Raw genomic sequence first — 24,886 nt, 5'->3', positions numbered from 1 at the left:
CCGGAGCTGTAAACCGCGTATACCGCTTCGACTGCCTCTCACCGTACCCACTGTGCGTGACGGCGTGTTCACTGAATATCAGCCGCCCGGCACGGTCCGACACCGTGACCAGGCTCCCCCCTTCCGCCGGGCGGCTCCCTGAAGTTCCGTACACCGCTCCGGGTTCGGGCATGCCTGCGCCCGAACCCGGCCGATCAGAGACGGAGACACGGTGACCACCATCGACACCACGGCCATCACGGTCGAGCTGCCCCAGGCGTTCGACGAACGCTGGAGCCGCCTGCCGGGCATCCAGGTCGACGGCCGGCGCATCACCATCGACCCGGCCGATTACTTCTTCCGCTTCGAGTCCAACACCTGGCTCGTCGCCGACTGGGAGCTGGTCAAGTCCCAGCTCCTGAACGTGGAGGAAACCGCCGAGAGTGCAGTCGAGCAGCTCGCCCTGGACTTCATCAAGGCTCACAGTGAGTCCACCTCGGACGCCGCCCGCGTACTGTCCACCGCCTACGAGGTATACGCCTACCTGTTCCGCGACGAGCACCTCGCCGGCCTCGGCCTGCCGCAGATCACCGCCGAGCACCTTCGGATGCTGCGCGAGGCGGCCACGCTGATGGCACTGAACAAGGTCGAGCTGGACGGGCACATCTCCAACGTCGGCCCGTGCTGGTTCTTCCCGGCCGCCACCTCGGTCGTCTTCGACCTGGACGACGAGATGGGCGGGATGCTGGACGAGGTCTACCACGGCGGCTGGTTCAACGAGCACCGCCGCATCGAGTCCATCAAGGCCCATGCCGCCCTCGGTGGTCGGCTCGTGCACGGCTGCCAGTCCGTGCCGGACCAGTCCGGCGGCGTCGTCGCGCCCTACGGTGCGTCGATGACCGCCTTCCGCGTTCCGACTGGTGTGGGGCGGGACGATCTCTCTGACGCGCAGTGGGCTCGGTTGGAGCCGCGCCTTCCGAAGAACGTGAGACGGGGCGGGCGGTGGAAGCGTCATCGCAAGGTGATCAACGGCATTCTCTTCCGCCAGCGCACCGGCATCCCCTGGCGCGACCTGCCGACGCGCTTCGGGAAGTGGAAGACCTGCCACGACCGGCATCGGCGCTGGGCGGCGGACGGCACCTGGGAGAACGTCCTGCGTGCCGTCCAGACCGACGCCGACGCCGACGCCGAGGAACGTATCGACTGGAGCATGGTCGGCATTGACTCGACGACCTGCCGGGCGCATCAGCATGCCGCCGGGGCTCGAAGGCGTCCGGCGCGAATTCCAAGGAAACGGATCCCTCCCGCTCAGCATCGCCCCGACGAGGCTCTCGGCCGGTCCAGGGGAGGTCTGACCACGAAAATTCATCTCGCCGGAGACGGCGGCTGCCGGCCCCTGGCGGTGCTGATCACGCCAGGTCAGTGGGGCGACGCACCTCCGAATCCCGTAGATCGCGGCAAGAAGGGTTCAAAGATCCACTTGATCACGGAGCGGTCCGGTCTACCCCTCTCCATCGGCGTCTCCGCTGCCAACACCCATGACAGCCAGGGCTTGGAGCCCTTGGTGCGTGGCATCCCGCCCATCCGCTCCCGCCGTGGGCCCCGTCGGCGACGGCCCGCCAAGCTCCACGCCGACAAGGGCTACGACTACGACCACCTGCGCCGATGGCTCCGGCCCCGAAACATCACTCCGCGCATCGCCCGCAAGGGCATCGAGTCCTCCCAGCGTCTGGGCCGCCACCGTTGGACCGTGGAGCGGACAGTTGCGTGGCTGTCCGGGTGTCGCCGCCTGCATCGTCGCCATGAACGCAAAGCGGAACACTTCCTGGCCTTCGCCGGGATCCCCGCGGCGCTCATGTGCCTCCGGCGCCCCTCGCAGCAGGCGTGAGGCAGCGGCACCGCCGCTACGGGACGTTCCAGGCGGCGATGAACGGCTGCCCGTCCTCGGTGGCCAGGAAACTGAGCGTGCCCGGATGCGGATGGCCGAGCAGTCGGCTGGCGGAGGCGTCGAGGCCGAGCCAGCGCACAGTGAGCACGCGGGCCAGATGACCATGCGCGACGACGGCAACATCGCCGTCCTCCAGCAGCGGCCGGATCCGGTCCAGCACCGCGTCCGTGCGCGCTGCCACCTGCTCGAGCTGCTCGCCAGGATGGTCGTCGTCGCCGGGAACGACGCCGTCCCGCCACAGGTCCCAACCCGGCTTCAACTCCTGGATCTGTGCCGCGGTCAGGCCCTCGTAGCCGCCGTAGTCCCACTCCAGCAGATCGGGATCGGGCCGGACGCCGGCCAGGCCCGCCAGCTCGGCCGTCCGCATAGCGCGGCTCAGCGGGCTGCTGAAAACCGCCACCAGATGGCGTCGGGCCAGCCTCGGAGCGAGCCCCTTCGCCGCGGCCTCGCCCGCGTCAGTCAGCGGAACGTCGGTACGGCCAGCGTGCTGGCCCGACAGGCTCCATTCAGTCTGGCCATGCCTGATCACTATCAGTTCACCCATGGCCGCGCACGATATCTGATCACGCGACACGGCCGACCACTCCCGCCTTCGCCGCCAGCACCCTTATCTGCGACGGCTGACTCGCCAACTGAGATGACCTCTGAGGCACGTGCGGTCAGCTCAGCCGGGTATCGGCGTACACGGTCATCGCATCGCGCTGGTAGACGGCGAGACCTTCGGCGATCTTGTCGAAGTTGGCCCGCATCTGCGGGTCGTCGACATAGGTCTGGCCCACTCCCTTGTACGCGGCCGCGGTTGGGGTCCAGAACCGGCAGATCTGCTGGTAGTTGGCGTCCACCTCGGCCTGTACCGCGGGGTCGGAGACCGGCGTTCCGGCCACCATGAACTCCGCCATACGGATCATCTGCGCCGTCACCTCACGCTGCCAGCGCTCCGTGTCCTCGGGGGTCATCGCCTCGACTGCCTGCCGGGACTGCTCCCACGCCTGCGGCCACCGCTCCCGTACCTCGGCCTCGGCCTCGGAGGGGGCCTGGAACCCCTCGAACAGGTTCTCCGGCTTGTTGATCTTCGTCATCTTCCCGTTGTCCCTACCTTCTTCCAGTTCGGCGATGGTGCGGCCGACCGTACGGGCCAGCGTCTCCAGCCGGTCCCGTTCCGCGAGCAGCCGTTGGTGGTGCTCGCGGAGCACGGCCACCTGGTCGAGCTGGCTGTCCAGGACCGCCTGGATCTCGCGCAGCCCCAGGTCCAGCTCCCGCATCAGCAGGATCTGCTGCAACCGCAGCAGATCGGCCTCCTCGTAGTAGCGGTGCCCGTTGCTCCCGATCCATGCGGGCGGCAGCAGGCCGATCTCGTCGTAGTGCCGCAGCGTCCGCGATGTCACCTTGGACATCCGCGCCACCTCCGCGATCGACCAGGCCATGCCGGTGCCTCCCTCGCCGGGCCGGTCTCTCCGGCCACACACATGACCGTAGAAGTTGCCGCAACGGAAAGCGCAAGCCCGAAGCCCTGTTGGACAGACACCAGGGCCTGACCCGTCGGACAGGCCCTAGAAGACTCATGAAGATCTTGGGGTTCTGGCCCCGCCGCGTGAGCGGCGGGGCCAGACTCGTTTCGTGGTGATGGGGGAATGGGCCGGGGAGACGGTCGGGCCGGATGTGTGGGAGACCTGCCGGGAGTTGATCCCGGCGGGGAGTGTGTTCGCGTTTCTGGCCGAGCATCGTGGTGCGCTGTTTCCGGCTGAGATGTTCGCGGACATGTACCCGTCGGCGAACGGGCGTCCGAGCATGCCGCCGCAGATCCTGGCCGCGGCGATCACGCTGCAGGCCCTGCACGGGCTGTCGGACTTCGAGACGGTCCAGGAACTGCGGTGTGACCTGCGATGGAAGGCCGCCTGCGGGCTCGGTTTGCATGACATGGCGTTCGATCCGTCGTTGCTGGCCTACTTCCGGCGCCGGCTATCCCGTTCGGCCCGGCCCAACCGGGTGTTCGAGGCGGTGCGGGAGGTGGTGAAGGCCACCGGCGTGCTGAAGGACAAGCACCGGCGGGCGCTGGACTCCACCGTGCTGGACGACGCGGTCGCCACCCAGGACACCGTCACCCAGCCGATCGCCGCCGTCCGCGCGGTGATCCGCGAGGTCCCCGGGGCCGGCGAGGTGGCCGCGGTGCAGTGCACCGCGCACGACTACACCGATCCCGGCAAGCCCCGTATCGCCTGGAACGACGAACAGGCCCGCGCCGCCCTCGTCGACGCTCTGGTCACCGACGCACTCAGGCTGCTGGGCCACCTGCCCGACCAGGAATTGGGCGAGAAAGCGGCCAACGCGGTCGGCCTGCTGGCCCTGGTCGCCGGGCAGGATGTCGAGCCGGCCGAGGACTCCGACGGCCGCGACGGACGCTGGCGCATCAGCCAGGGGACCGCTCCAGGTCGCGTCGTGTCCACCGTCGACCCCGAAGCCCGCCACATCCACAAGACCCGCACCCACCAGCAGGACGGATACAAAGCCCACCTGGCCATCGAGCCCGAGACCGGCTTATACACCGCCGTGGCTCTGCGGCCCGGCGCCGGAGCCGAGCACCACGAGGCCACCGTCGGCCTGGACCTGCTGGCCGACGAGGAGAGCCCGGTGGACGCCTTCGGCGACACCGCCTACTCCGCCGGCGACACGCGCCAAGCCCTCCACCAGGCGGGACACCGGCTGTTCTTCAAGCCCGCCCCGCTACGGCCCGTCGTCCCCGGCGGCTTCACCCTGGACGACTTCACCATCAACACCACCGCCGCCCTCGTGACCTGCCCCGCCGGGCACACGGTCCCCTGTCGGACCCCGGCGGACAGCACCACCAGCGCAAGGCCGCCTTCAAGGACCTGTGCACCGGATGCCCGCTGCCACTGGGGGAGAGGCAGTATTCCGAACTTGCGCTATTCAGTCGTTGGGTCAGCTGGCGCCGCCACTCAAGTCACGCAGCGACCTGGCTTCTGGGTGCCGGTCTCGCCGTAACGTCTCTGGCGGCCCGGGATGTGTCCCTATTCGGGGTACTTTGCCGGGCTCCGCCTCTACCGAATCTGCCGATGGTCGGGTGAGCCCCGGGCGACCATCGGCAGTGGCGAGCGCGGCCTGGTCCTCGGTGAGCTTCGGTCGGGAGCCCGGGCGCGGGCGGAGGCGAGCCCGTCGTTGGTGTTCGCCTCGATCAGTTCGCGCTGGAGCTCGGCCGGTCTGGTGCATGACCGGGATCAGCCTGGGGGTATTCGGCGGTTGCTCAACTGTTTACATGTCGGGCGGGTGCCGCCTGTGGTGTTGGTGGTTGCGCCGGGGGCGCAGCGGTCGTGTCGTCTCCCTCCTGGTGGGCCGGGCGCCGGGGCAGCCGCGAGGCGGGCAGCAGGCCGAGAGCGGCGAGTGCGGCCAGGATCAGCGCAGTGGAGCTCATGGTTGAAGCAGCCGTGCCGGTTGCGCTGGCCGCGACGGCGATGCCGAAGGTCGGCCCGATGTTCATGGCGGTCTGCTTGAGCCCGCTGACGACCCCGGCGTACCCGGGCGGCGCGTCACCGACGACGGTCCCGGTGGCGGTGACCATCACGGTGGCGAACCCGGCACCGATGGCGGCAAAGGCAGCAGCCATGGCCATCCATGTGCTGGCGGGACCGAGCCGGGACAGCCCCCCGATGCCGACCACGACGAGGACCGTACCGGCGATCGCGGTGCGGCGCGCACCGTACCGGCGCAGTGCGGCGACCGCCGCGGGTGAGCCGAGGACCATGAGCACGGTCAGCGGGAGGACGCGCAGACCGCTGGCGAGTGGGTCGAGCCGGAGTACGTCCTGGAGGTAGAAGGTGGCGCTGAACAGCGCGCCGAACAGGCCGGCGGTGGTGACCAGCAGGATCGCCATCGAGGCCGTCACTGGTACGGACCCCGCTACGGCTGGTGGAACGATCGCGTGCGTCGTGCGGCGTTCGTGCCAGGCGAGCACCGTTGCGACGCCGATGACGGCGAGGAATTCGAGCAGCGTCGGCGCGGCGGTCCACCCGCGCGCGGGTACGTCGGCCAAGGCGTGGACCAGGATTGCGAGCGCGACCGCCAGCAGGCCCGCGCTGGTGAGGTTGAGCCGTGGAGAGTTGGCACGCTGAGGTGCCGACGTCCGCACGGCGAGGGCGAGAACGGAGATGACCAACGCGAGGGGCACATTAACCCAGAAGACGGCGCGCCACCCCAGATGCGCCACGAGAACACCGCCCAGGAGCGGACCGGACCCTGCCGCCACCGCGATCGCACCGGTGCGAATGGCGATCGGCGTGCCGAGCCGGTCCGCGGGATACGCCAGCCGTAGCAGCGCGAGCGTCGCAGGCTGTAGGAACGCGGCGAACCCGCCCTGCACCGCGCGCAGGACGATCACCCAGCCGACGCCCGGCGCGAGCGCGATCCCGGCCGACGCAGCCCCGAAACCGAGGACGCCGACGAACAGCAGGCGCGGGTGACCGTACCGATCCCCGAGGCGCCCGGCGATCACGAGTAACGCGGCCACGGCGACCAGATAGCCGGTGCTCGTCCACTGGATCTGCGCCACGCTCGCGCCGAGATCACGCTGCATGCCGGGCTGCGCCATGAGCAGGATGGTTCCGTCCAGTGCGACGATCACCGCGCCGACCACACTGACCAGAAGTGCAATCTGCCGCTGTGCGGGGGCGGTCATGAGGTCACCGGGCCGAGATGGGCGTCCAGAACTGCCGCGATGAGCCGGTCACGTTGGTCATCGCCGGGGTCGCCGTCCGGCGGCGGGGTGCCGAGGGCGAGTTGCAGGCTGCCCCAGGCCCACAGCTGGGCCATGCCGTGCAGGTTCGACCACAGGGCGGCGGCAGTCACCGCAGGCGGCGGTCCGGCCTCGTTCGGCCCGTCGGCGCTTCGCGCGGCCTCCCTCTCCGATAGGCATCGGGCGACGAGTCCGGTGAAGTGCCCGAACAGCGGGAGGGTCGACTCGCGCAGCCTCGGTTGGCCCGATGCCTGCGCCGCGCTGTCGAGCAGGTCGTGCCGCCACATGAGCTCGAACATGCCGCGGCGTTCCAGTGCGTACCCGATGTACGCCCGCGCGAGGGCCTCCAGCTGGCCGCGCGGTGTGGTCGTGCCGGCGACCGCGGCCTCGAACATGGCTGTGAGGTCCTCGAAGCCGCGACGCCCGATAGCCGAGAGCAGCGCGTGGTGCGTGGGGAAGTACCGACGCGGCGCCCCGTGCGACACCCCCGCTCGGCGGGCTATTTCCCGCAGGCCCACGGACGCGGAGCCCTCGGTCAGCACAAGGTCGACCCCGACATCGATCAATCGCTCCCGAAGGGAGCTCTCATCAGTCATAGACAGTGTCTACCATGCATCATAGACACTGTCTACTCACCTTGGTGAGTGATCATTCCGCTCAGTGGGGGGGGCGGGGTCCCTCGGCTCGCTCACTCGCGGCGGCACGCTGACCGGGAATGGTCACGCCCGACAGGTCGAGGCGCGGGGCGCATGGTGCCGTGCGCCGGTGACGATGAGTGAGACGTTCTGTCCACCGAAGCCGAAGGAGTTGCTGAGCACGGCCTTCTGGGGGACGTCTCGTCGTTCTGCGACGACATCGAGGTCGATGTCGGGATCGACGCCCGCCGTGGTGAGGTTGCGGGTCGGCGGGATGACGCCGTGCTCCACGCTGAGGACGGCGATGAGCGCTTCGATTGCGCCGGCGGCGCCGAAGAGGTGGCCGAGCGCCGCCTTGGGGGCTGTCACGGTGGCGCGGCCGAAGACCTCCCCGATCGCGTGTGCCTCGGCGGCGTCGCCGACCGCAGTTCCGGTGGCATGGGCGTTGATGTGGCTGATCTGCTCGGGAGCCAAGCCGGCTTGCGCGAGGGCTTTCCGCATGGCCGCGATCTGACCGGAGCCGTCGGCGGCAGGCGCCGTGATGTGGTGAGCGTCGGCGGCGATGCCGGCGCCCGCGAGTACCGCGTGGACGCGCGCGCTCCGGGCGCCGGCGTGCTCGGCGCTTTCGAGCACCACGACAGCGGCGCCTTCACTGAGGACGAATCCGCTGCGGTCCGCGGCGAACGGCCGGGACGCAGACGCGGGTTCGGCGGTATGCCGCGACAGTGCCTGCGCCTGGGCGAAGCCGGCAACGGTGATCGCGGTGATCGCGGCCTCGGTCCCGCCCGCGATCACCACGTCCGCCTCACCGGCACGGATGAGCCTGGCCCCCAGGGCGATCGCCTCGGCACCGGAAGAGCACGCCGAGACGGGCGTATAGACCCCGGCTCGTGCACCGTATTCGATACTGATCAGCGCCGCCGCCGCATTGGGCATGAGCATCGGGACCGTGCGCGGCGATACGCGACGCGTCCCGGCCGCCTCCAGTACGTCGTCTTCCTTCAGCAGCGTCCGTACGCCCCCGATTCCCGTGCCGATCACTGATGCGAGCCGGTCCGGGTCCACCTCCGGGGCACCGGCATCGGCCCAGGCTTCGGCCGCCGCGGTGAAGGCTGCCTGCTGCGAGCGGTCGAGCCGCCTGGCCTGCACCGGCAGCAGCGACTCGGCGGGGTCGATCGCCATCGTCCCCGCGACGGTGTCGGGAAGGCCGACGTCCTCGTGGCCCGCCAGGGCGCCGCCGCGGATGCCGGACTCGTCGGCAAGCAGGGCTTTCCAGGTGGACTCCACGTCTCCACCGAGTGGTGTGATCGCGCCGAGTCCAGTCACGACGACTTCAGTCCGGGGCATCTCTTTGGGCCTTTCTTGTATGCCATACAACTGTACGCCTTGTTGTATCACATACAATTTGGGTGTGGAGAAGAAGCGAACCGAAGCTCGATCAACGTCGGCTCGGTCACGTGACCGCGGTCGCGCGACGAGGCGTCGGCTGATTGAGGCAACTGCACGGCTCTGCGAGGAGCGGCCCGGCGCTGAGGTGAGCGTCGCGGAGATCGCGAACGCGGCAGGCGTCTTCCCCAATCAGGTCACCTACTACTTCGGCTCCAAGGACTCGCTGCTCGTGCACGCCGCCTTTCTCGGCTTGCTGCACGACGCCCGACGGATTGAGCGCATCGGTCGCCAAGCCCCCGATGCGGCGACATTTCGACGCAACATCGCCCGCGCGGTACTGGCTATGCCCTCGCTCCCATCGGTCGCGCGAGCACTCGCCGCCGGGATCTCCAAGCCCGAACTCGCCCCCGTGGTCGACCGGCACCTCCAGTTGCTGTTCCGGCAATCCGAGCGCTTCGTGAGCCAGCTCATCGACAGTCGCGGCTGGAGGACCCGTCGACCGCTCAGCGTGGAGGTCAGGACGTTCTGGAGCACCGCGCTCGGCGCAGTGCTGCTCGTCCGCGCCGGGGCACACGGCACCGTCGCCGACCTCGACCTCGCCGGCGCATTGAGCATCCATGACGAACCCGAGCGCGGCTAGCTCAGTCGAATGGGCCTGCGGCGGAGACATGCGCAGTTCCCGCGCGACGGTGGCCTTGTCGCGGTCGGCGTGGTCGCCGTCCACTGCCCCGGGGCAGTTGAACAGATAGCACGCTATTCGGCTTGGCGGGCTGCGAGGTAGCCGGCCCAGCTCTCACCTGCTAGCTGCCCCCAACGGTGGGCGGTGGTCGCGGCAACGCCGAACAAGTCGCTCACGACGACCGGCGGCAGGTCTCCAACAGCCTCGATCATGGCCGTGTTCCGGGCGCTGAGGGTGGGCAATCCGTTGGCGCGCATCAGGGACAGAACGGACGCCGCAGAGCGCGGTCTGCTCGGAGGCCGACCAGGGAAGAGGAACTTGCGATCGGATGCTGGCGCCAGAATGTCGTTCAGCCGCGGTGCGGCGATCTGTTGCTCCACCAAAGTCGCCAGGGTCGGGGGCAGCAGGACGGGGTTGTGAGCGAAGGTGAAGTACGCGCGGTCGTCCTGTCTGGTGTAACGGTCGGTGGTGAACTCCACGATGCGGCTGACCTGCTGCGCATACAGCCGGACGAAGGCGCCGATGGTGCGGGCCTCCCGGGGCAGACTGGTGTCGTTCAGGCAGCGGCGTAGTTGGTCGAGCTGTTCTTGCTCGGTCAGGAAGCGCGAGATGCCGGGCCGGTCGGATGTTGCATTCAATGCAATACATCCTGTTCGTGAGCGGTGCACCAAGGCCAAAGCCGGCCGCATCCTGACCATCCGCCCCCACCACGACCTCCAGGCCGCAGCCCGCCACCAAGCCGCCACCGACCCCGAATGGCAAGCCGACTACCGCCGCTGGCGACCCCCGGTCGAACGCGCCGTCGCCTGGCTCGTCCAGCACGGCAACCGCCGCCTGCGCTACCGCGGAGCCATCGCCAACAACACCTGGCTCCACACCCGAGCCGCCGCCCTCAACCTCCGCCGACTGGTCAACCTCGGACTCACCCACACCGGCGGCAGCTGGCAACTCGCCCCGGCCGCCGCATAGCGAACAGAGGCTGCCCGGCCTCCGGCCGGACAGCCCCCCACCAAGATCTTCATGAGTCTTCTAGGCAGCGAGGGCATCAGCCTGGCTTGACAGCGCTGGTCAGCCGTGCGGCCCGCTTGCTGCCTACCGGCGGTTGCGATGCCGCTGTTCAGCAGGTGTCGCCCCTACTGCTCCGGTCTGGAGGTTCCGGCTCCGCTGGGTGGGGACTGAGCCCGCGATGGTCGAGCGTCGGCGGGCGGCTTCAGCACGGCGGTTGGGCGCCGGGTTTCGGCCGGTGTGCTGGATGCGGGTGATGAGGACGCAGGCGGGCTGGCGGGCTGTGGTCAGCTCGCGTTGAGCGGCGACCTCCTTGAGGAGCTCCTGGGGTTGGTGACCACGGGCTTCGGCGTCGCCGAGGACGGTGGCGAGCGCGGGCCAGGCCGGGTCGGCGAGGATCCGTTCGGAGTGGTCGGGGACGGCCACCCGCACGTCTTTCGCGAGAACACGGCGGGCTTGGTCGCTGGGCGCGCGGGCTGCGAGTTCTACGAGCGTTGGGGCGAGCGCTCGGTCCGCGGTCGTCTGGAGGTGTTGGACGGCCTTGCGGGCGGCGTCGGCCTGGTGGGTGTGGTTCTTCGCTTCGTGCCAGCGTCCGGCGAGGATGGCAGCCCAGACGAGGGCGGCGATGAGTGCGGCCAGTGCGCTGCCGTCGGGGCCGGTGGCGGTGTGGACGATGTCACGGGCCGCGCTGCGCAGCGCCTGAGCGGCTCGGTCTTCGGCCCGGACCTGGGAGCGCTGCGCTCGGGCGAACACCTTGGATGCGGCGTGAAGTTCGGCGCGCAGGTCGGCCGGTGCCTTCTGGGCCGTGGCTTCGAGCAGCTCGCCGAGGGCTGCGATGTGGGCCTGGGCGTGGGTGTCCTCTGTGAGGCCGGTGTGCAGGGTGTCGAGCGCGTCGGTGGCCTGGTGCCAGGGGGTGCTGGGGCGGTTGCGGCGGGCGGTGGGGTGCTCTTCGGGTTGGCTGGATTCGAGGCGAGTCTTGATCTTGGGCAGAGAGAGGTCGGGGGCGATCTTTCCGCCAGGATGGAAGACCTGCTCGCCGTCCTCGTTGATGTCGCCGGGGCGGCCGACGGCGTAGCCGAGGAGGTCTCCTGACGGGCCGCGCCGGGTCTTGACCTCGATGCCGTCGGCTTCGAGGTAGGCGATGAATTCCGCGGCGCCTGTCACGTGGGGGATGGCGGCGCGTATGCGGTCCTGGAGCCATTCGGGGCTGGTCTGGTCCCAGCCGAGGCGTTCGGCCTTGTGCATCTCGGCCTGGGTGGGCCGTCGGGCACCGGTGCGGTCGCCCTTCTTCAGCCGGCGCAGCCCGTAGTCCTTCTCGATCTCGCGGCAGGCGTCGCCGACGCGCAGGCCGCTGTCGTGGAGTTTGGGGCGGCGGCCGTCTTCGCGGACGGTGGTAGCGAGGATGTGGATGTGGTCGTCGGCGTGGCGTACGGCGATCCAGCGGCAGGCCAGGTCGTCGCCGGCGGGGGCGATGCCGGCGGCTTGGACGATGCGCTGGGCGATCTCGGCCCACTCGGCGTCGGAGAGGTAGCGGTCCTCGGGCGCGGCGCGGACGGGGCAGTGCCAGACGTGGTCGGTGACCTTCTGGCCGAACTCGTTGTTGCGCAGGCGTACGGGCGCGTCGAGGTGGCGGCCGAGTTCGGTGAGCGTGGCGTTCTCGTCACGGCCGGGGTCGGGCATGCCGAGCACGGCGAATCCGGCCACGATGTGCGGGTCGAGGTGTTCGTCGCGGCGGCCGGGGCCGTAGAGGTAGGCGAGCAGGCCGCGGGTGTTGGACCCGGCCGGTTTGATGGCGGCGATCACGCAGCTGCCTCCGTCTCCGGATCGGCGGGCTGGCGCAGGGCCTCGGCGATCAGCTCCAGCAGGTCGTGGAGCTCGGTCAAGCGCTGGCGAATGTCGGACGGGGTCTGATCGCTGTTGAGGGCTCGGGCGATCTGGTTGACGTTGACGCCGATCCGGTTGAGCTGGCGCAGGACCTGAGCGCGGAAGACGTGGGTGCGGCGGCGGTCCTCGGACAGGGGCAGATTGGCAGTGAACCGTCCGGTGACGAAGGCGAGGACGACGTCGGCGGCGAAACCGGACTCGCCCTTGTAGCCGTGCTGGGTCGCTGCCTCCTGAAGCTGGGTGTGTTCGTCGTCGGTGAAGCGCAGGGGGCCGACTCGGAGGACGCGCTTGGTGCCGGTGAAGCGGCGGATCGTGGGCTGTACTTTCTGCACGGCGGGCTCGCCGACTGTGGTCTCGGCGGCACGGGCGGGGCGAAGGACTTCGCGCTGGGCGGCATGGAGCGTGTCCGGGTCGGGGCTGCCTTCGGCCCCGCCCTCCTGGTCCTGCGCCCCCTGGCGCTGGGCCGTCTCCGCCACCCCCGGGGCGGAGACCCCCGACGACCGGCCTTGAGTCGGACTCGGGGTACTACTGGCTCCGTCGGGGGCCACCCGTCCGAACGCACGCCGCAGACGGTTCATCAACGTAGGGGACTTCGTCAGCGGTATCGGCACGTCGTGAGTGTCTTTGGGGCGGTGCGGGTCGTGCGTCACGGGCGATGCTCCAGGAGAGGTGGGGAAGACGGGCAGTTCCGCAGGAGGGGGCGGCGGAGTGGGGGCGGTCACCGCGTGTCGTCCACAGATGTGGATAAGCGGGCGGCGAGTGAGACGGGTGGCCGACTGGCCGGGGTGACCGGAAGAGTTCCGGTCACCCCGTAGGGATTCCGGTCAGCCGCTGTCCGGACCGGTCTCGGCGGCGGCTTCAATCTCGGGCCGGAGGGTGGTCATCACGTCGGTCTGTCGCTCGCTGCTGATCGTCAGGCCCTTGGCCTTGACGGCCTTTCGGAGCAGTGACCGGGTGAGCGTGCCGTGTTCGGCGAGGGTGATCCGGCCGATCTCCACGAGTTCCTCAAGCGTGGCGCCGGGCGGACGGCCACCGCGCGGCCTGCTCTCCGCAACCTCGGAAGGCGGTTCCGTCGGCTGGCCGGGCACGGCGGTCGGCGGCACGGGCTGGGCGGGCTCGGCCGGTGCCTCGGCGAGCGTGGCGGGGGTGGTGACCAGTGGTTCCGGCGCCTGGACCAGTGCGGGATCCGGATGGCCCGCGGGCTGGTCGACGAGCTGGTGGATCTGCCGCATCAGGACACCGAAGGCCAGCAGCGCGGCGGTCGGGGGGACCGCGGCGACCACGTAGTCGAGCAGCGGCACAGTGCCCGCGCTGCGCGTGCCGTTGACCCCGGCCACGTTGAGCGCGATGGAGCCGACCGATCCGGTGGCCGTAAGGGCGATCGCCCACCTGTCGGTCACCCTGCGCAGGCCCGCGCGGAGCATGAGAAGTTCGCCCGCGACGATGAACGCATCCAGGGTCGCCGGCCAGGCCCAGCGGCGAGTGGGAGAGCTGCGCAGCCCGTGCTGGCCGGCGACCTCGGCGAGGTGTGCGTACGACAACCAGAATCCGCTGACGGTGAGGGCGACGATGACGACCCCGGCCGCACCGAGCGTGTACCGCTCGATGTCCTTCTTCGTCATCGGCAGCCGTCCTTCGTCGGGACGGTGCCCCCGACGAGCGAATGTCGGTGTAAGGGTGGTGAGGGTCAAGCGGGGTGCTCCTGGGGTTTGGCGGTGTGATCCGTCTTGCCGTCTTGGCCGTTGCAAGCGCAGGTCAGGGCCGGTACGGCAGGGGCGTTGATGTGCCGTACCGGGGGTGTTGGGCGTCTTCTAAGGTGGGCGGCCGACCGGCGGCGTCTCGGCGTGTCCCCTGCCGGTCTGGACGGCACTATCACGTTGTGCCGTCCTGACCGGTGGGGCTTTCACCTGCGGTGATACGGCGAAGACACGTGGGACGGCAGAAGACGGCTTCGGGCGGCGTCCTCCCGACGGCAGCGATCAGCATGATCGTGTTGCCGTCTTGTCCCCGGTTGCCGTCTTGCCTGCACGCCGTTTGACCTGCGGAATCACGGCAGGGACGGCAGGGACGGCCACCGGGGGCGTGGGGCTCAGTCCGCGGCGCGGGCGGCAGGCTCGCCGTTCACTGAGTGAACCGTGGGGCAGTAGCGCCGCCAGGGGTCGAGGAACTTGTTGCGCATGTAGCCCTTGCGCTGGGTTCCGTCGGGGAGGCGAACGTTGCCGGGCCTGATATCGAACTCCCGGAGCATCGCTGCCAGGTCCTTGGCGTTCAGCCCATTGCGTCCCCACTCCGCCCAGGGGCTCTCGGCATCCTGCCGGAGCTGGTGGAGTAGTTCGTCCGTGGTAAGGCTGTCGGGCTCGCGCTGGGCTACGAACACCCTGCGGATGTCGGCGAGGATTCGGGCTCCCCCGGGCCGGTCCTCCTCTGCCTCGACCTCTGCGGCGACCATCCGTGCGCACGCTTCTCGGGCGCGACGGGGCCAGGATCCGGCGGCCAGGTCCGCGATGATGACCAACGGCTCCCAGGTGTCGGCGGCCCGGTCCTCCACCGGCATGTCCGGCTCCAGGTCCGCTGCCTCATCCAGCAGCGGCCTTGCCCATGCAGCGATCCGGTCGCGCAGGTCGTGCAGAGCGGGGATGTCGCGTCGGGAGCGGAAGGGCTTGACGCGCTCGCCCTCCGCCCGGCGGCGCATACGGATCACCACAGCCCGGTCCATGATCGTGTCGGGCAGGTCACCGATCCCCGCGAGGGCCGCCATGGCAAAGGTGGCGAACCGGTGCGGGGTGTGGTCGTTGCCGACCACCCGCGTGACGTAGCGGTTGCGTTGGTGGCCGGCGTTGAGCAGGCCGCGCATCTCCTCGTTCTTCTCCGCCATCTTCGGCGTGCCGAAGATGGTGTCCGCCTCGTCCACCAGGAGCGTGGGCGGCTCCTCGGTGATCGACCGGAACACCGCAGCCGGTGTGGTGTTGATGGTGAGCATCGGCTCGTGGACCGTCTCGGTCAGTACGTCCAGCAGCCGCGACTTGCCGCACCGCTTCGCCGGCCCCACCACCGCCAGACGCGGCGCGTGCTGCCAGGCCGGCTGCAGATGCGTCGCCGCCACCCACAGCGTCACCGCATCCAGCGCCTCCGGCGAGGGCAGGATCACGAACTTCGCTATCTGCTCACGCAGTTCGTCCAGCAGCGCCGAGCCGACGGTCGGCTCCGGATCCGGCGCCCGGGTCTCGGCCGCCGCGACCGACGCAGCGTGCTCGGGTTCGCCCTGGTCGGGCTTGCCCGGCACCGCGACCGACGGCCATGCGGTGGCAGGGGATACGGGGGTGGAATAGGGCGCAGGGTTCTCAGGTTGCACCAGGGGGTCCTCTTCTGCGCCGCCGGGCATGCAGGCCCAGCGGCGCGGATCGTTCGTTGGAGACGGGCGACGGGGATTCCCGAGCCTCCGGCGTTGCCGCGCCGGAGGCTCGCTGCGTTCAGAGACTGAACACGCGCTGTGTCCCGAGTCGGGACACTCCCTCGGTTCCCCGAGGGAACACGGACAGTACGTCCGCCCCCTGCAACAGTCCAGCGATTCTGTGTCAGCTCAACGCAGAACTGCCTACTACACTGCCGCCCCTTCACGCCGCCAGACCCAGCAGCTCCCACAAGTCCGCGGTCACCACCCGGTAGGCGTTGCCCAGGCGCAGCACCTTGCACGGGTAGGCGCCTCGCTTCGCCAGCTCATAGCCCTTGCTCCGGTCGAGCCCCAGCGCTCGATTGCTCGTGTCCAGGTCAACCGCCACCGGGAGGGCGAGTACCTCCTCTCGACTCATCCCCTTCGAGCCCTTCGAGTCTCCGGCCATCGCGTCGTCGCGCATGCAGTGCGCCCCTTTCCATGCAGCCCTCGGCGAACGCAGTCATCACGTCCGGCTCCAGGCGTCTACCAACCAGGATGGCCAAGCTAATGTGTCTTTATGACACAACGCGGCTTCGATGATGGAAGTGACGAGGACGACGTCCCCGAGTGGGCGGACCGGATCAAGGCCAACGTCGCCGGCGAAGTCCGGCGCAGAAGGAAGGAGATGGGGTGGAGCGCACAGGACCTGGCGGACCGGTGCGAACAGCTCGGACATCCCATCCCGCGCAACGTGATCGCCAACATGGAGTCCGGCCGCCGGGCCAACCTCCCCCTCGCGGACGTCATGGTCCTGGCCGCCGCCCTGGAGACGTACCCGGTCTGCCTGATCTTCCCGGTCGGCTACGTCGAAAAGACCCAGGAACTCCCCTTCCAGCACCTCGTGCCCACCTGGGACGCCCTACGGCGCTTCACCGGGGAAGAGGACGTACCCGGCTACGACGCGGGCCTGGTCCCCGACTTCGAGCTTCACGCCAGTCTCGTCCGCACCGCTCTCGCCGCGCTCGAAGAGGAAGAACAGGCCCGGTTCGCGGCCAAGACGGCCACCAGCCGCGCCGAGAAGGAAGAAGCCGAGCGCCAGCAGGCCAAGTACGCCGATCAGGCCGTCTCGGCCAAGTACAGGCTCCGCTATCTCCGCCGCGACCTCCGCGAGGAGGGGGCCACCCCACCTGATCTGCCACCCGCACTGGGCGATGTCGACCCGCCCGAACCCGATACCGAAACCACCCCGGAGGAACGCCTTTGAAGGGCTCCACCTACCGCCGTTGCTCCTGCCGCGACCCGAAGACCGGCAAGGAACTCGGCGCCTCGTGCCCCAAGCGCAAGGGCCGCAAGCACGGTTACTACTCCATACGCCAGGAACTGCCGCCCCGCGAGGACGGCACCCGTCGCTCCTTCAGCCGCGCCGGCTACGAGTCCCTCAAGGACGCCCAGTCGGAACTCGACCACGTCCGCTCCCTGCTGGCCCTCGCGGACAAGGACGACCCCGGCAGCCTCCAGCGCCTCGCCGCCATGCTGGCGGAGGTCGCGGCCGAGAAGGCCCCGCTGCCGGCCATCGAGGAGACCCAACGCCGTCTGCGTGCGGGCCTGGCCCTCCGTGGCAGCCTCACCGTCGGCGAGTGGCTCGACCAGTGGTTCGCCGCGAAGAAGCGCCGCAAGACCACGCTGAACGGTTACGCCTCCCACATCCGCGTCCACCTGAAGCCGCGCATCGGCCACGTGCGCCTCGACCGGCTCAACGTCGGCCACCTGGTGGAGATGTTCGACGCGATCGCCGACGAGAACGAGGTGATCGCGGCCGAGAACGAGGCCCGCCGCGAGCAGATCGCCCGCTGCAAGCCGAGCAAGCCCGGGCGACCCGTAGGGGCCGAGCGAAAGCTGCTCGCGGCCGAGCGGGCCAAGCTGGCGGAGATGAAGCCGTTCCGAAAGATCGCCGGCCCGGCCACCCGGCAGGCGATCCGCCGCACCCTGCGCGCGGCGCTGAATTCCGCGATCGCCCAACAGCTGATCATCTTCAACCCGGCCTCCCACGTCGAGCTGGAGTCCGGCAGGCGCCCCAAGCCCCTCCTCTGGACCGAGGAGCGGGTCCGACGCTGGCGCGAGACGGGCGAGATCCCCGGCGCGGTCATGGTCTGGACCCCGCAGCAGTTCGGCGCCTTCCTGGACGCCGCCGAGGGTGACCGGCTGTACGCGATCTTCCACCTGATGGGCACCCGCGGCCTCCGTCGCGGCGAGGCGGTCGGCCAGGACTGGCACGAGATCGATCTCGGCGCCGGCCTCATCACTCCGGCCAAGGAGATCGTGGTGGACGGCTGGGACCTCTACGAGTCCGAGCCGAAGACAGACGGCAGCGCGAACACGATCGCGCTCGACAGCATGAACATCGCCGTGCTGCGCGACCACAAGGCCCGCCAGGACAAGGAGCGTGCGGACTGGGGCGGCGCCTGGCAGGACACGGGCAAGGTCTTCACGAAGGAGGACGGCTCCTGGCTCCACCCCGAGACGGTGTCGGAGACCTTCCGCCGTATCCTCGCCACGACCGACCTGCCCCCCATCACCCTGCGGGACCTGCGCCACGTGGCCGCGACGCTCACGCACGGAGGCGGCGGCGACATCCACACGGTGAAGGAGACCCTCCGGCACTCCACCATCACGCTGACCTCGGACACGTACACGAGCCTGCTCCCGGAGCTCGACCGCGAAATCGCTGAGAAGGCAGCGAAGCTGATCCCGCGGTCTCGTCCGGCAGCCGCCGAACCGTCCGCCCCGGCAGCGTTCGATCCGCAGGCCACCGGCACATCCGCCCAGGCATCACACGGGGATTGAAGTCCCGGCCCGAAAAGCAGCGACCGGGCGTGGAGCCGCGTCACTCACTCGGCCTGGGATCACCCCACTCCTCTTCCTCCTCCATGTAACGGATGCCCTCATGGGACAGTGAGACGGTGGCGGGCGTCTTGTGCGACGTCCACTCGACGGTGATCAGGCCCTCGTCGGCCAGGTAGGCGCAGGCTGCGGACAGGTCGTCGTCGGGCAGCCGGAGCGCCTCGCGCAGTGCCGCCCCGCTGACCTCAGGTCGGTTGCGTTCCATGGCTCCGTAGAGTTGCCGGAGGACGGCCTTGCGGTAGGTCTTGCGTTCACGGAGTGTCGTCATGGCTGGCGCTCTCAGGCTGGTATCCGAGGCTGCTGATGCCGACAGGCAGTCGGCCTTGCGCCCTCGCTCACAGCCTCCGCCGCCCGGGTGCCCCGCCGCGCAGCCCCTCATGCGGCTTCCCCTCGCTGTATGCGGGCGTCCCGGCGATTCCCGGCGACGCTGATGCTCGCGGTGATGGGGAGTAGCGTGGTCAGAAGCGAGGCGGATCCCGTGTTCGCACCGGATCCCGGACAGGTGGTCCTCCATGACCGGCTCCGACACATCCCCTGGTTCCAGGCACCTGCCGAGCGGTGTACACAATGCCGTGCGGCCAGGGAGTGCACTGCTCCGGCTGGAGACGACGGCATCGCGCGAAGGCGTCCTCGACGGGGCGTGGTGGCCACGGTCGCGCGACATCGGTGCCGAGCTGCCCGCGCTGCTGAGCGCCCTCACCGAGCACCTGGGCCCCCTGACCCGCGTCGGGCTGGATGCCACGGCCTGGGAGGGGCTCCCGACCCGGATCGTCGTCGGCGACCACGTGGTACACGTGGACTCCTTCCCGGTGGGTGACGACACGGTCCTGATCACCCGGGGCGACCGGGACCTCTTCTCGCTGCTGGTGGTCCCACCGGACACGCCGCCCGAGGCCGCCCGCGCGGCGATGGCACAGGCCGTCCTGGCCGGCAACGTCAGCGAGGCGGAGCAGATCCTCATCGACACGGGAAGCGGGCAGAGGCCGTCCGGCTGACCCCTGTCGTGGCCGGTGGTGCGGTCAGCCGCGCCACTCCACCAGGAGCAGCGTCGCGTCGTCCGTCGTGTGTCCGCCCCGCGCCCGCTTGAGGGTGTGCGACAGGGAGCGCGCCACCGCCCGGACCCCGCGACCGGTCCTCTCCAGCCGGTTCACCCAGTCGATCAGCTGGTCCTCACCGAACTGCTCCTCACCCACGGCGTGTTCCTCGATCAGTCCGTCCGTGAAGCAGAGGACGCGGTCTCCACGCTCCAGGTCCAGCTCACTGACCTCCGGCGCCGGCCCGCCCAGGCCGACTGGGAGGGTCGTGGGGGCGACCAGCCGACGCGCGACGCGGTGATCGCGCACGAGTATCGGTGGCGGGTGTCCCGCATTGACCCAGTGCATCCGCCCCGTGGCCGTGTCCAGCCGCATCATCTGGGCGGTGACGAAGTGGTCCGGGCCGAACTGGTGTACCACGGCGACGTCCATGGCGGCGTAGATCTCCGACAGGCCGGTACCGAGGCGGCGGGCGTGACGGTAGGCGCCGATGGCCACGGTGGCCATGGTGGCCGCTCCCAGGCCGTGCCCCATCGCGTCGATCATGGCCACGTGGAGGATGTCACCGTTGAGCGCGTAGTCGAAGCTGTCCCCCGCCACGTCGTAGGCGGGCTCCAGGATCCCGGCCACGGCGACCCGCGGCATGACCATGGCCAGAGGCGGCAGCAGGGACCACTGGATCTCGGCGGCGACGCTCATCGGCTCACCGCGGCGGGTGGAGAAGAACAGGTCGGAGTAGCCGTGCTTGGTCACCAGCAGGTCGGCAACCAGGCCGGAGAGCCTGGCCAGCAGCCGCCGGTCGTCGTCATCGACCCGGTCCAGCGTCACGGCCATGACGCCCACCTGGTCGCCGCCGTCCAGCAGCGGCAGGTGGACCCGTACGCCGTCGGCCTCGGGCACCTCGACGGGCTGGGCGTCGAGAAAGCACCGGCCCGCGACGGAAGCGTCGATGTCCTGCGGATCCCCGCCCGTGAGGCCCTCACCGCGCAGAGGTACGAGCAGCAACTGACCGTAGTCCTGGAGCAGCACCTGCGGACGGCGGCCGCCGAGCCGCTCCACCACGTCGGCGACCAGCGGTCCGATGAGGTGGGGCGGGAGCTCGTGCGCCCGGTCGAGAACCGCCCCCAGAAGCGCTTCCCCGAAGCTCTCGGAGCGGTCCGTGCCCGGTTCGGCCGTCATCCCGCTCACCCGCTGTGATCCACACGGACACCGGCGGCGGGGTCGACCGGCGAAAGGACTACCCGTCCCATCACTCCATCATGGGCCGTGCTGTTCCCCTGCGCCCTCCCGGCCGAAGCCGTCCTCGACATGTGCCAAGGTGCGCTGAGCCGACAGCGGATTCCACGGATCGGCGGCGGCGGTCAGCAGGCGTTCGGCGGTTCCGGCCGGCTCGTCGGGCGGGACGACCAGCAGCTCCCAGCGCCCCAGGGTGCCGCAGTCCAGGGTGATGGCATGCTCCTCGGCGGTGGCGTCGCTCAGGACGACCTCGATCACGTGGTCCGGCGCCGACACGGTCAGTGGCGCGTCAGGCCAGGCCGCAGCGCCGACCGTGACGCGGGTGACCGTGCCACGGCCGGGGTCGAGCGAGCCCACGAGCGCGGGCAGCTCCAGTTCCAGGGCGTCGCAACGCGGCCACCACGCTCCGTCCAGCGGGCCGTGGCTGGCCTCCGGCGTGAGCCTCAGCCGGGCCAGCGGCATCCTGTACGTGTGCGCGTCACTCGGCGGCCGGTCTCCTGCGGGCGGTGTGGGGGAGTCCATCGTGCGATCCCGTCCGGGCGGCCTGGAGCTGCCCTCGTTCGCCACTCGCCGGGAACGGCGCTGTCCTGATCATGCGCCCGACATGCTCTCGGTGTCTTCAAGGCTACGCCCGGCTTGGAACGGCGGCCCGAGGCGCAGGCAGCGAAGATCCGCTCTCCCGGAACAGGGTCAGCACGCAAGGAGCGCCCCGACCGGGCAGCCCGACCATCTCCCCGTGGTTCCGCCAGCCCCACGAGTCGTAGGCGGCTTGTCCGGCCCGGTCGGCCGGAATCAGCAAGGCCACTCCGAGCTCGGTGCGCTCATCGGCCAGCAGACGCTGTTGCAGACGGCGGCCGATGTCGCGGCGCTGTGGGTGCTGGTGCGCCACGACCTGGGTGAGGAGCAGGAACCGGGCACAGCCGGTGAGCCGTTGGACGCTCTCCTGCAACCCCTGCTCGGACCGGCTGACGGGACTCACCGGAAACCCGAAGACGCACCCCACCAACACCGTCGTCTCGGCCACCAGCAGCGCGAAGCCAGGCCGTCGGGCGCTGACGGCAAGCCGCCGCAGGAAGTCGTCCCGCAGGAAGGGGCCGGCCACGGCCAGGTCGGCGATGTCCTCGCTCATCCCCTCCACCTGCCGGCGAGTCAGCCTGCGCAGGCGGATCCCGTCCTTGACGACCGGCGCACCGGCGCGGTCGCCGGACGTCTGCGTCCCGCCGGCCGACGGACCCGCCGCGGACGGGTCCAGCAGATCGCGGAGCAGGGGCGCGGAGCCGGTGAAGGCGAGGAGCCGGGTGATCTGCGCGCACGGATGGTGCAGGTGCAGGCAGGCGTGCACGCGGCCGGCATGCCGTGACGCCGCCAGGAAGACGTCCAGGCCCTTGGCGTCACAGGAGCCGACCGTGGTGAGATCGACGTCGATGGCGGTCATGCCGTCGCGCAGGCACTGCTCCAGCGCGGCCCGCAGCAGGGGCGCCGAGGCCGGCCAGATGTCGCCGACGAGCGTGACGAGGGCCCGCTCCCCCCGGTCACGCCGGTGGATGTCCAGGCGCTGCACGGCCATCACCCCGCCCTTCGGCAGGGAAACGCAACGACCAGGGAAGGGTGCGGAGTTGTTGTGATCGCGGCGGGCATGATTGCCGACCCGTCTCCGCACCGCCGCTCGGACGGCCCGGGGTTCGTCTCTCGCCGAGGACGACCCGGCAGGACGGCCGGAGTGCGTGATGCCCTCGGTATCTCCACCGTACGCCGCCGGCCGACTCGACCCGCAGCACCGGACGGGCTCACCCGTAAGGCCCGTAAGGAGCGCACCGCCTGCCGAGGCTCATGGAGACATCCGGGGCAGACGGCCCACTCGTGGGGCACACTGCCGTACCTCACGCCCGCCGGGTATCCGCTGAGGGCGGCCCCACACAAAACCGCCGCAGGTGGCCGCGCTTCCCGCTCACGCATCGCTCACGCAGGAGCCCGGAAACGAAGCAGCGTCCGAGCCAGCTGACGCCGACTCGGACGCTGCGTAGCAGGCCAGGGGCCATATCCCCCGCCTGCCAGCCGTAGGCCCTGTGGGACTCGAACCCACAACCAATGGATTAAAAGTCCACTGCTCTGCCAATTGAGCTAAGGGCCCAGGCGATGTTGCCTGTCCGAGCATAGCCGGACGCGGCCGGGTCTCCGATCGGGTATTGACCGACCGGCCGCGTCACGGGGATGGTGTGTCACTTTTCGACCAGGTTCGCAGCGGCGGTCCGGTCCCCGGCGAGGAACCAGTGGCGGGCCGAGGCCAGCCACCAGGTGGCGGCGAAGCCCAGGACGACCAGGACGGCGACGGGGGCGTAGTTGAAGGTCTTCCAGGTGACCGGGGAGACCTGCGGGAGCATGAAGAGGACCGTGATCACGACCACCCAGGTCACCGAGACGACACCGGTCGGCACCGACCAGCGGCCCAGGTGCCAGGGCCCGCGCTCGAAGGCGGCGCCCCTGCGGACCCGCAGGAAGGTCGGGATGACGTACGCGATGTAGAGGCCGATGACGGCGATCGAGGTCACCGCCGCGTACGCCGTCGAGTTGATCAGGTAGGGCAGGCCGAGGGCGAGGGCGGCGAGTGCGGCCAGCCAGACCGCGGCCACGGGCGTGCGGGTGCGCGGGCTGACCGTGTGCCAGACGCGCGAGAAGGGCAGCGCGCCGTCGCGTGAAAAGGCGTAGATCATGCGGCTGTTGGCGGTCACCGAGGCCATGCCGCAGAAGAGCTGGGCGCCGATCACGACCAGCAGCAACAGCTTCCCCGTCGTCGCCCCCAGTGCGTCCAGGAGGATCTGGGCGGGCGGCGCGCCGGTCGGGGACGCCAGTTCCTTGTCGTACGACTGGATCGCGAACGTGAAGCCGAGCAGGAGCACGAAGCCGGCGATCCACGACGTCCAGATCGAGCGCACGATGCCCTTCGGGCCCGCCGTGGCCGCGTCGTGGGTCTCCTCGGTCATGTGGGCGGAGGCGTCGTAGCCGGTGAAGGTGTACTGGGCCATCAGGAGGCCGAGCAGGACGACGTACGTGCCGCTGCCCCAGCCCGTCTCGTTGACGAACTTCGTGAACACGAACGTCGCGGACTGGTGGTGGTCGGGGACGAAGGCGAGCGCCCCGACGATCACCGCCACGCCCAGCACGTGCCACCACACGCTCACGCTGTTCAGGAACGCGACGATCCGCACGCCGAAGGTGTTCAGCAGGCCGTGGAGCACGAGGATCGCCGCGAAGAGGAGGACCGTGCGGCCCGGGGTCACCTCGAAGTCGAACTGGAGGTTCAGATACGCGCCGAGGAAGGAGGCCGCGCCGAAGTCGATGCCGGCGGTCACCGCGACCTGGCCCAGCACGTTGAACCAGCCGGTGAACCACGCCCAGGCCGCCGCCGAGCGCGCGGGCGCCAGGCGGTGCGCCCAGAAGTACAGGCCCGCCGAGGTGGGGTACGCCGAGCAGATCTCGGCCATCGACAGGCCGACGAACAGGGTCATCAGGCCCACCGCCACCCAGCCCCAGGTGATCACCGCGGGGCCGCCGGTGGTCATGCCGAAGAGGTAGAGGGTCAGGCAGCCGGACAGGACCGAGATGATCGTGAAGGAGACCGCGTAGTTCGAGAACGCCGACATCCGGCGGGCCAGGACCTGGGTGTAACCGAGCTGGGCCAGCCGTTCCTCGTCCGAGAGGCCGTGTGTCCCGTTCGCTCTGGCGTCATCTGTCATGCCCCCAGCAATTCCCTCCGTGGAGGCGTGACATGCGTCACCAGATGGCCAAAAAGGGCCCGTACGACCGGAGTCGTACGGGCCCTCTTCAGGTCATGCCAGGTGGCGCCGCGTGTCAGCCGTTGCGCTTCCAGCGCGGCTTGTCCTCGCGGCGGCCGAAGGAGCCGTTGCCGCGGTGGTCGTCACGGCGGCCGAAGGGGCGCTCGTGGCCGCCGGACCGGAAGCCCGGACGGTCGTCGCGGCGGTCGCGGTTGAACGGACGGTCGCTGCCCCGGTGCCCGCCGCGCTCGTCCCGGCGGAAGCCGCCACGGTCGTCACGCCGGTCGAAGGAGCGGCCACCACGGT

General features: G+C 70.0%; 22 protein-coding genes, 1 tRNA gene and 3 pseudogenes. 8 read left to right on the top strand and 18 right to left on the bottom strand.

Annotated elements, in window-relative coordinates:
• Positions 1–211 precede the first annotated feature (211 nt).
• Positions 212–889: pseudogene (locus tag ACFYZB_RS36695) on the top strand (hypothetical protein); the annotation flags it as partial.
• 12 nt (positions 890–901) lie between these two features.
• Positions 902–1,867 (top strand): IS5 family transposase, encoded by a 966-nt coding sequence (locus ACFYZB_RS36690; protein WP_388765900.1) that lies wholly within the window; start codon positions 902–904, stop codon positions 1,865–1,867.
• Between the two features lie 16 nt (positions 1,868–1,883).
• Here the strand turns inward: ACFYZB_RS36690 and ACFYZB_RS36685 are convergent, their stop codons facing one another.
• Together ACFYZB_RS36685 and ACFYZB_RS36680 are read right to left on the bottom strand one after the other, a co-directional pair.
• Positions 1,884–2,471, bottom strand: coding sequence for a histidine phosphatase family protein (locus ACFYZB_RS36685; protein ID WP_388765857.1), 588 nt, complete (start codon positions 2,469–2,471; stop codon positions 1,884–1,886).
• Between the two features lie 115 nt (positions 2,472–2,586).
• Positions 2,587–3,351, bottom strand: a complete 765-nt coding sequence (locus ACFYZB_RS36680) for a MerR family transcriptional regulator (RefSeq protein WP_388765856.1) — start codon at positions 3,349–3,351, stop codon at positions 2,587–2,589.
• A 199-nt stretch (positions 3,352–3,550) separates the two neighbouring features.
• On the opposite strand from ACFYZB_RS36680, the pseudogene ACFYZB_RS36675 reads away from it, so the two are divergent.
• Positions 3,551–4,768 (top strand): annotated as a pseudogene (locus ACFYZB_RS36675) (transposase); the annotation flags it as partial.
• Between the two features lie 418 nt (positions 4,769–5,186).
• Here ACFYZB_RS36675 and ACFYZB_RS36670 read toward each other — a convergent pair.
• The 3 genes from ACFYZB_RS36670 to ACFYZB_RS36660 all read right to left on the bottom strand — a co-directional run bounded on the left by ACFYZB_RS36670 (position 5,187) and on the right by ACFYZB_RS36660 (position 8,653).
• Positions 5,187–6,614 (bottom strand): MFS transporter, encoded by a 1,428-nt coding sequence (locus ACFYZB_RS36670; RefSeq protein ID WP_388765854.1) that lies wholly within the window; start codon positions 6,612–6,614, stop codon positions 5,187–5,189.
• Positions 6,611–7,267: a TetR/AcrR family transcriptional regulator gene (locus ACFYZB_RS36665; RefSeq protein ID WP_388765853.1), complete on the bottom strand. Its 657-nt coding sequence runs from the start codon at positions 7,265–7,267 to the stop codon at positions 6,611–6,613. The genes ACFYZB_RS36670 and ACFYZB_RS36665 overlap by 4 nt, the downstream gene beginning before the upstream one ends.
• Positions 7,268–7,390: 123 nt before the next feature.
• A complete protein-coding gene (locus ACFYZB_RS36660) occupies positions 7,391–8,653 on the bottom strand; it encodes a beta-ketoacyl-[acyl-carrier-protein] synthase family protein (RefSeq protein ID WP_388765897.1) in 1,263 nt (420 codons plus the stop codon).
• A gap of 64 nt (positions 8,654–8,717) precedes the next feature.
• Between ACFYZB_RS36660 and ACFYZB_RS36655 the strand changes: the two genes are divergently transcribed.
• Positions 8,718–9,335: a TetR/AcrR family transcriptional regulator C-terminal domain-containing protein gene (locus tag ACFYZB_RS36655; RefSeq protein WP_362823847.1), complete on the top strand. Its 618-nt coding sequence runs from the start codon at positions 8,718–8,720 to the stop codon at positions 9,333–9,335.
• Positions 9,336–9,448: 113 nt separating this feature from the next.
• Here the strand turns inward: ACFYZB_RS36655 and ACFYZB_RS36650 are convergent, their stop codons facing one another.
• Positions 9,449–10,012, bottom strand: a complete 564-nt coding sequence (locus tag ACFYZB_RS36650) for a hypothetical protein (protein ID WP_388765851.1) — start codon at positions 10,010–10,012, stop codon at positions 9,449–9,451.
• Between ACFYZB_RS36650 and ACFYZB_RS36645 the strand changes: the two genes are divergently transcribed.
• Complete coding sequence (locus tag ACFYZB_RS36645; protein ID WP_388765849.1) at positions 9,984–10,343, top strand: transposase; 360 nt, start codon at positions 9,984–9,986, stop codon at positions 10,341–10,343. The genes ACFYZB_RS36650 and ACFYZB_RS36645 overlap by 29 nt on opposite strands.
• Before the next feature lie 123 nt (positions 10,344–10,466).
• On the opposite strand, the gene ACFYZB_RS36640 is transcribed toward ACFYZB_RS36645, so the two are convergent.
• The 5 genes from ACFYZB_RS36640 to ACFYZB_RS36620 all read right to left on the bottom strand — a co-directional run bounded on the left by ACFYZB_RS36640 (position 10,467) and on the right by ACFYZB_RS36620 (position 16,117).
• On the bottom strand, positions 10,467–12,182 hold the full coding sequence (locus ACFYZB_RS36640; RefSeq protein ID WP_388765847.1) for a relaxase/mobilization nuclease domain-containing protein: 1,716 nt from the start codon (positions 12,180–12,182) through the stop codon (positions 10,467–10,469).
• Positions 12,179–12,739, bottom strand: a complete 561-nt coding sequence (locus tag ACFYZB_RS36635; RefSeq protein ID WP_388765845.1) for a MobC family plasmid mobilization relaxosome protein — start codon at positions 12,737–12,739, stop codon at positions 12,179–12,181. Before ACFYZB_RS36635 ends, ACFYZB_RS36640 begins: the two co-directional genes overlap by 4 nt.
• A gap of 348 nt (positions 12,740–13,087) precedes the next feature.
• Entirely contained in the window at positions 13,088–13,885 is a 798-nt protein-coding gene (locus ACFYZB_RS36630; protein ID WP_388765842.1) for a DUF2637 domain-containing protein, read from the bottom strand.
• Positions 13,886–14,352: 467 nt separating this feature from the next.
• Positions 14,353–15,615: a DUF3631 domain-containing protein gene (locus ACFYZB_RS36625; RefSeq protein WP_388765840.1), complete on the bottom strand. Its 1,263-nt coding sequence runs from the start codon at positions 15,613–15,615 to the stop codon at positions 14,353–14,355.
• Between the two features lie 262 nt (positions 15,616–15,877).
• Positions 15,878–16,117, bottom strand: coding sequence for a hypothetical protein (locus tag ACFYZB_RS36620; protein WP_388765838.1), 240 nt, complete (start codon positions 16,115–16,117; stop codon positions 15,878–15,880).
• 96 nt (positions 16,118–16,213) lie between these two features.
• Between ACFYZB_RS36620 and ACFYZB_RS36615 the strand changes: the two genes are divergently transcribed.
• Positions 16,214–16,900 (top strand): helix-turn-helix domain-containing protein, encoded by a 687-nt coding sequence (locus ACFYZB_RS36615; RefSeq protein ID WP_225099820.1) that lies wholly within the window; start codon positions 16,214–16,216, stop codon positions 16,898–16,900.
• Positions 16,897–18,480 (top strand): tyrosine recombinase XerC, encoded by a 1,584-nt coding sequence (gene xerC, locus ACFYZB_RS36610; protein ID WP_388765836.1) that lies wholly within the window; start codon positions 16,897–16,899, stop codon positions 18,478–18,480. Before ACFYZB_RS36615 ends, xerC begins: the two co-directional genes overlap by 4 nt.
• A 40-nt stretch (positions 18,481–18,520) precedes the next feature.
• Here the strand turns inward: xerC and ACFYZB_RS36605 are convergent, their stop codons facing one another.
• Entirely contained in the window at positions 18,521–18,805 is a 285-nt protein-coding gene (locus ACFYZB_RS36605) for a hypothetical protein (protein WP_158922448.1), read from the bottom strand.
• 244 nt (positions 18,806–19,049) lie between these two features.
• On the opposite strand from ACFYZB_RS36605, the gene ACFYZB_RS36600 reads away from it, so the two are divergent.
• Positions 19,050–19,532, top strand: a complete 483-nt coding sequence (locus tag ACFYZB_RS36600) for a DUF5994 family protein (RefSeq protein WP_388765834.1) — start codon at positions 19,050–19,052, stop codon at positions 19,530–19,532.
• 24 nt (positions 19,533–19,556) lie between these two features.
• Here ACFYZB_RS36600 and ACFYZB_RS36595 read toward each other — a convergent pair whose 3' ends face one another.
• From ACFYZB_RS36595 to ACFYZB_RS36570, 6 genes and pseudogenes are all read right to left on the bottom strand, one after another.
• Entirely contained in the window at positions 19,557–20,750 is a 1,194-nt protein-coding gene (locus tag ACFYZB_RS36595; RefSeq protein WP_388765832.1) for a PP2C family protein-serine/threonine phosphatase, read from the bottom strand.
• Positions 20,751–20,828: 78 nt separating this feature from the next.
• Complete coding sequence (locus ACFYZB_RS36590) at positions 20,829–21,329, bottom strand: DUF5994 family protein (RefSeq protein ID WP_388765830.1); 501 nt, start codon at positions 21,327–21,329, stop codon at positions 20,829–20,831.
• A 103-nt stretch (positions 21,330–21,432) separates the two neighbouring features.
• Positions 21,433–22,374: an STAS domain-containing protein gene (locus ACFYZB_RS36585; protein WP_125499781.1), complete on the bottom strand. Its 942-nt coding sequence runs from the start codon at positions 22,372–22,374 to the stop codon at positions 21,433–21,435.
• Positions 22,375–22,865: 491 nt separating this feature from the next.
• Positions 22,866–22,938 (bottom strand) — tRNA-Lys (locus tag ACFYZB_RS36580).
• Between the two features lie 88 nt (positions 22,939–23,026).
• Complete coding sequence (locus ACFYZB_RS36575) at positions 23,027–24,541, bottom strand: amino acid permease (RefSeq protein ID WP_388765829.1); 1,515 nt, start codon at positions 24,539–24,541, stop codon at positions 23,027–23,029.
• Positions 24,542–24,656: 115 nt separating this feature from the next.
• Positions 24,657–24,886 (bottom strand): annotated as a pseudogene (locus tag ACFYZB_RS36570) (RNA helicase); the annotation flags it as partial.

The sequence above is a fragment of the Streptomyces sp. NPDC001852 genome (assembly GCF_042891825.1).
GTDB lineage: Bacteria > Actinomycetota > Actinomycetes > Streptomycetales > Streptomycetaceae > Streptomyces.
The sequence above is the reverse complement of the archived record's forward strand: the minus strand, read 5'-3'. Positions and strand labels throughout refer to the sequence as shown.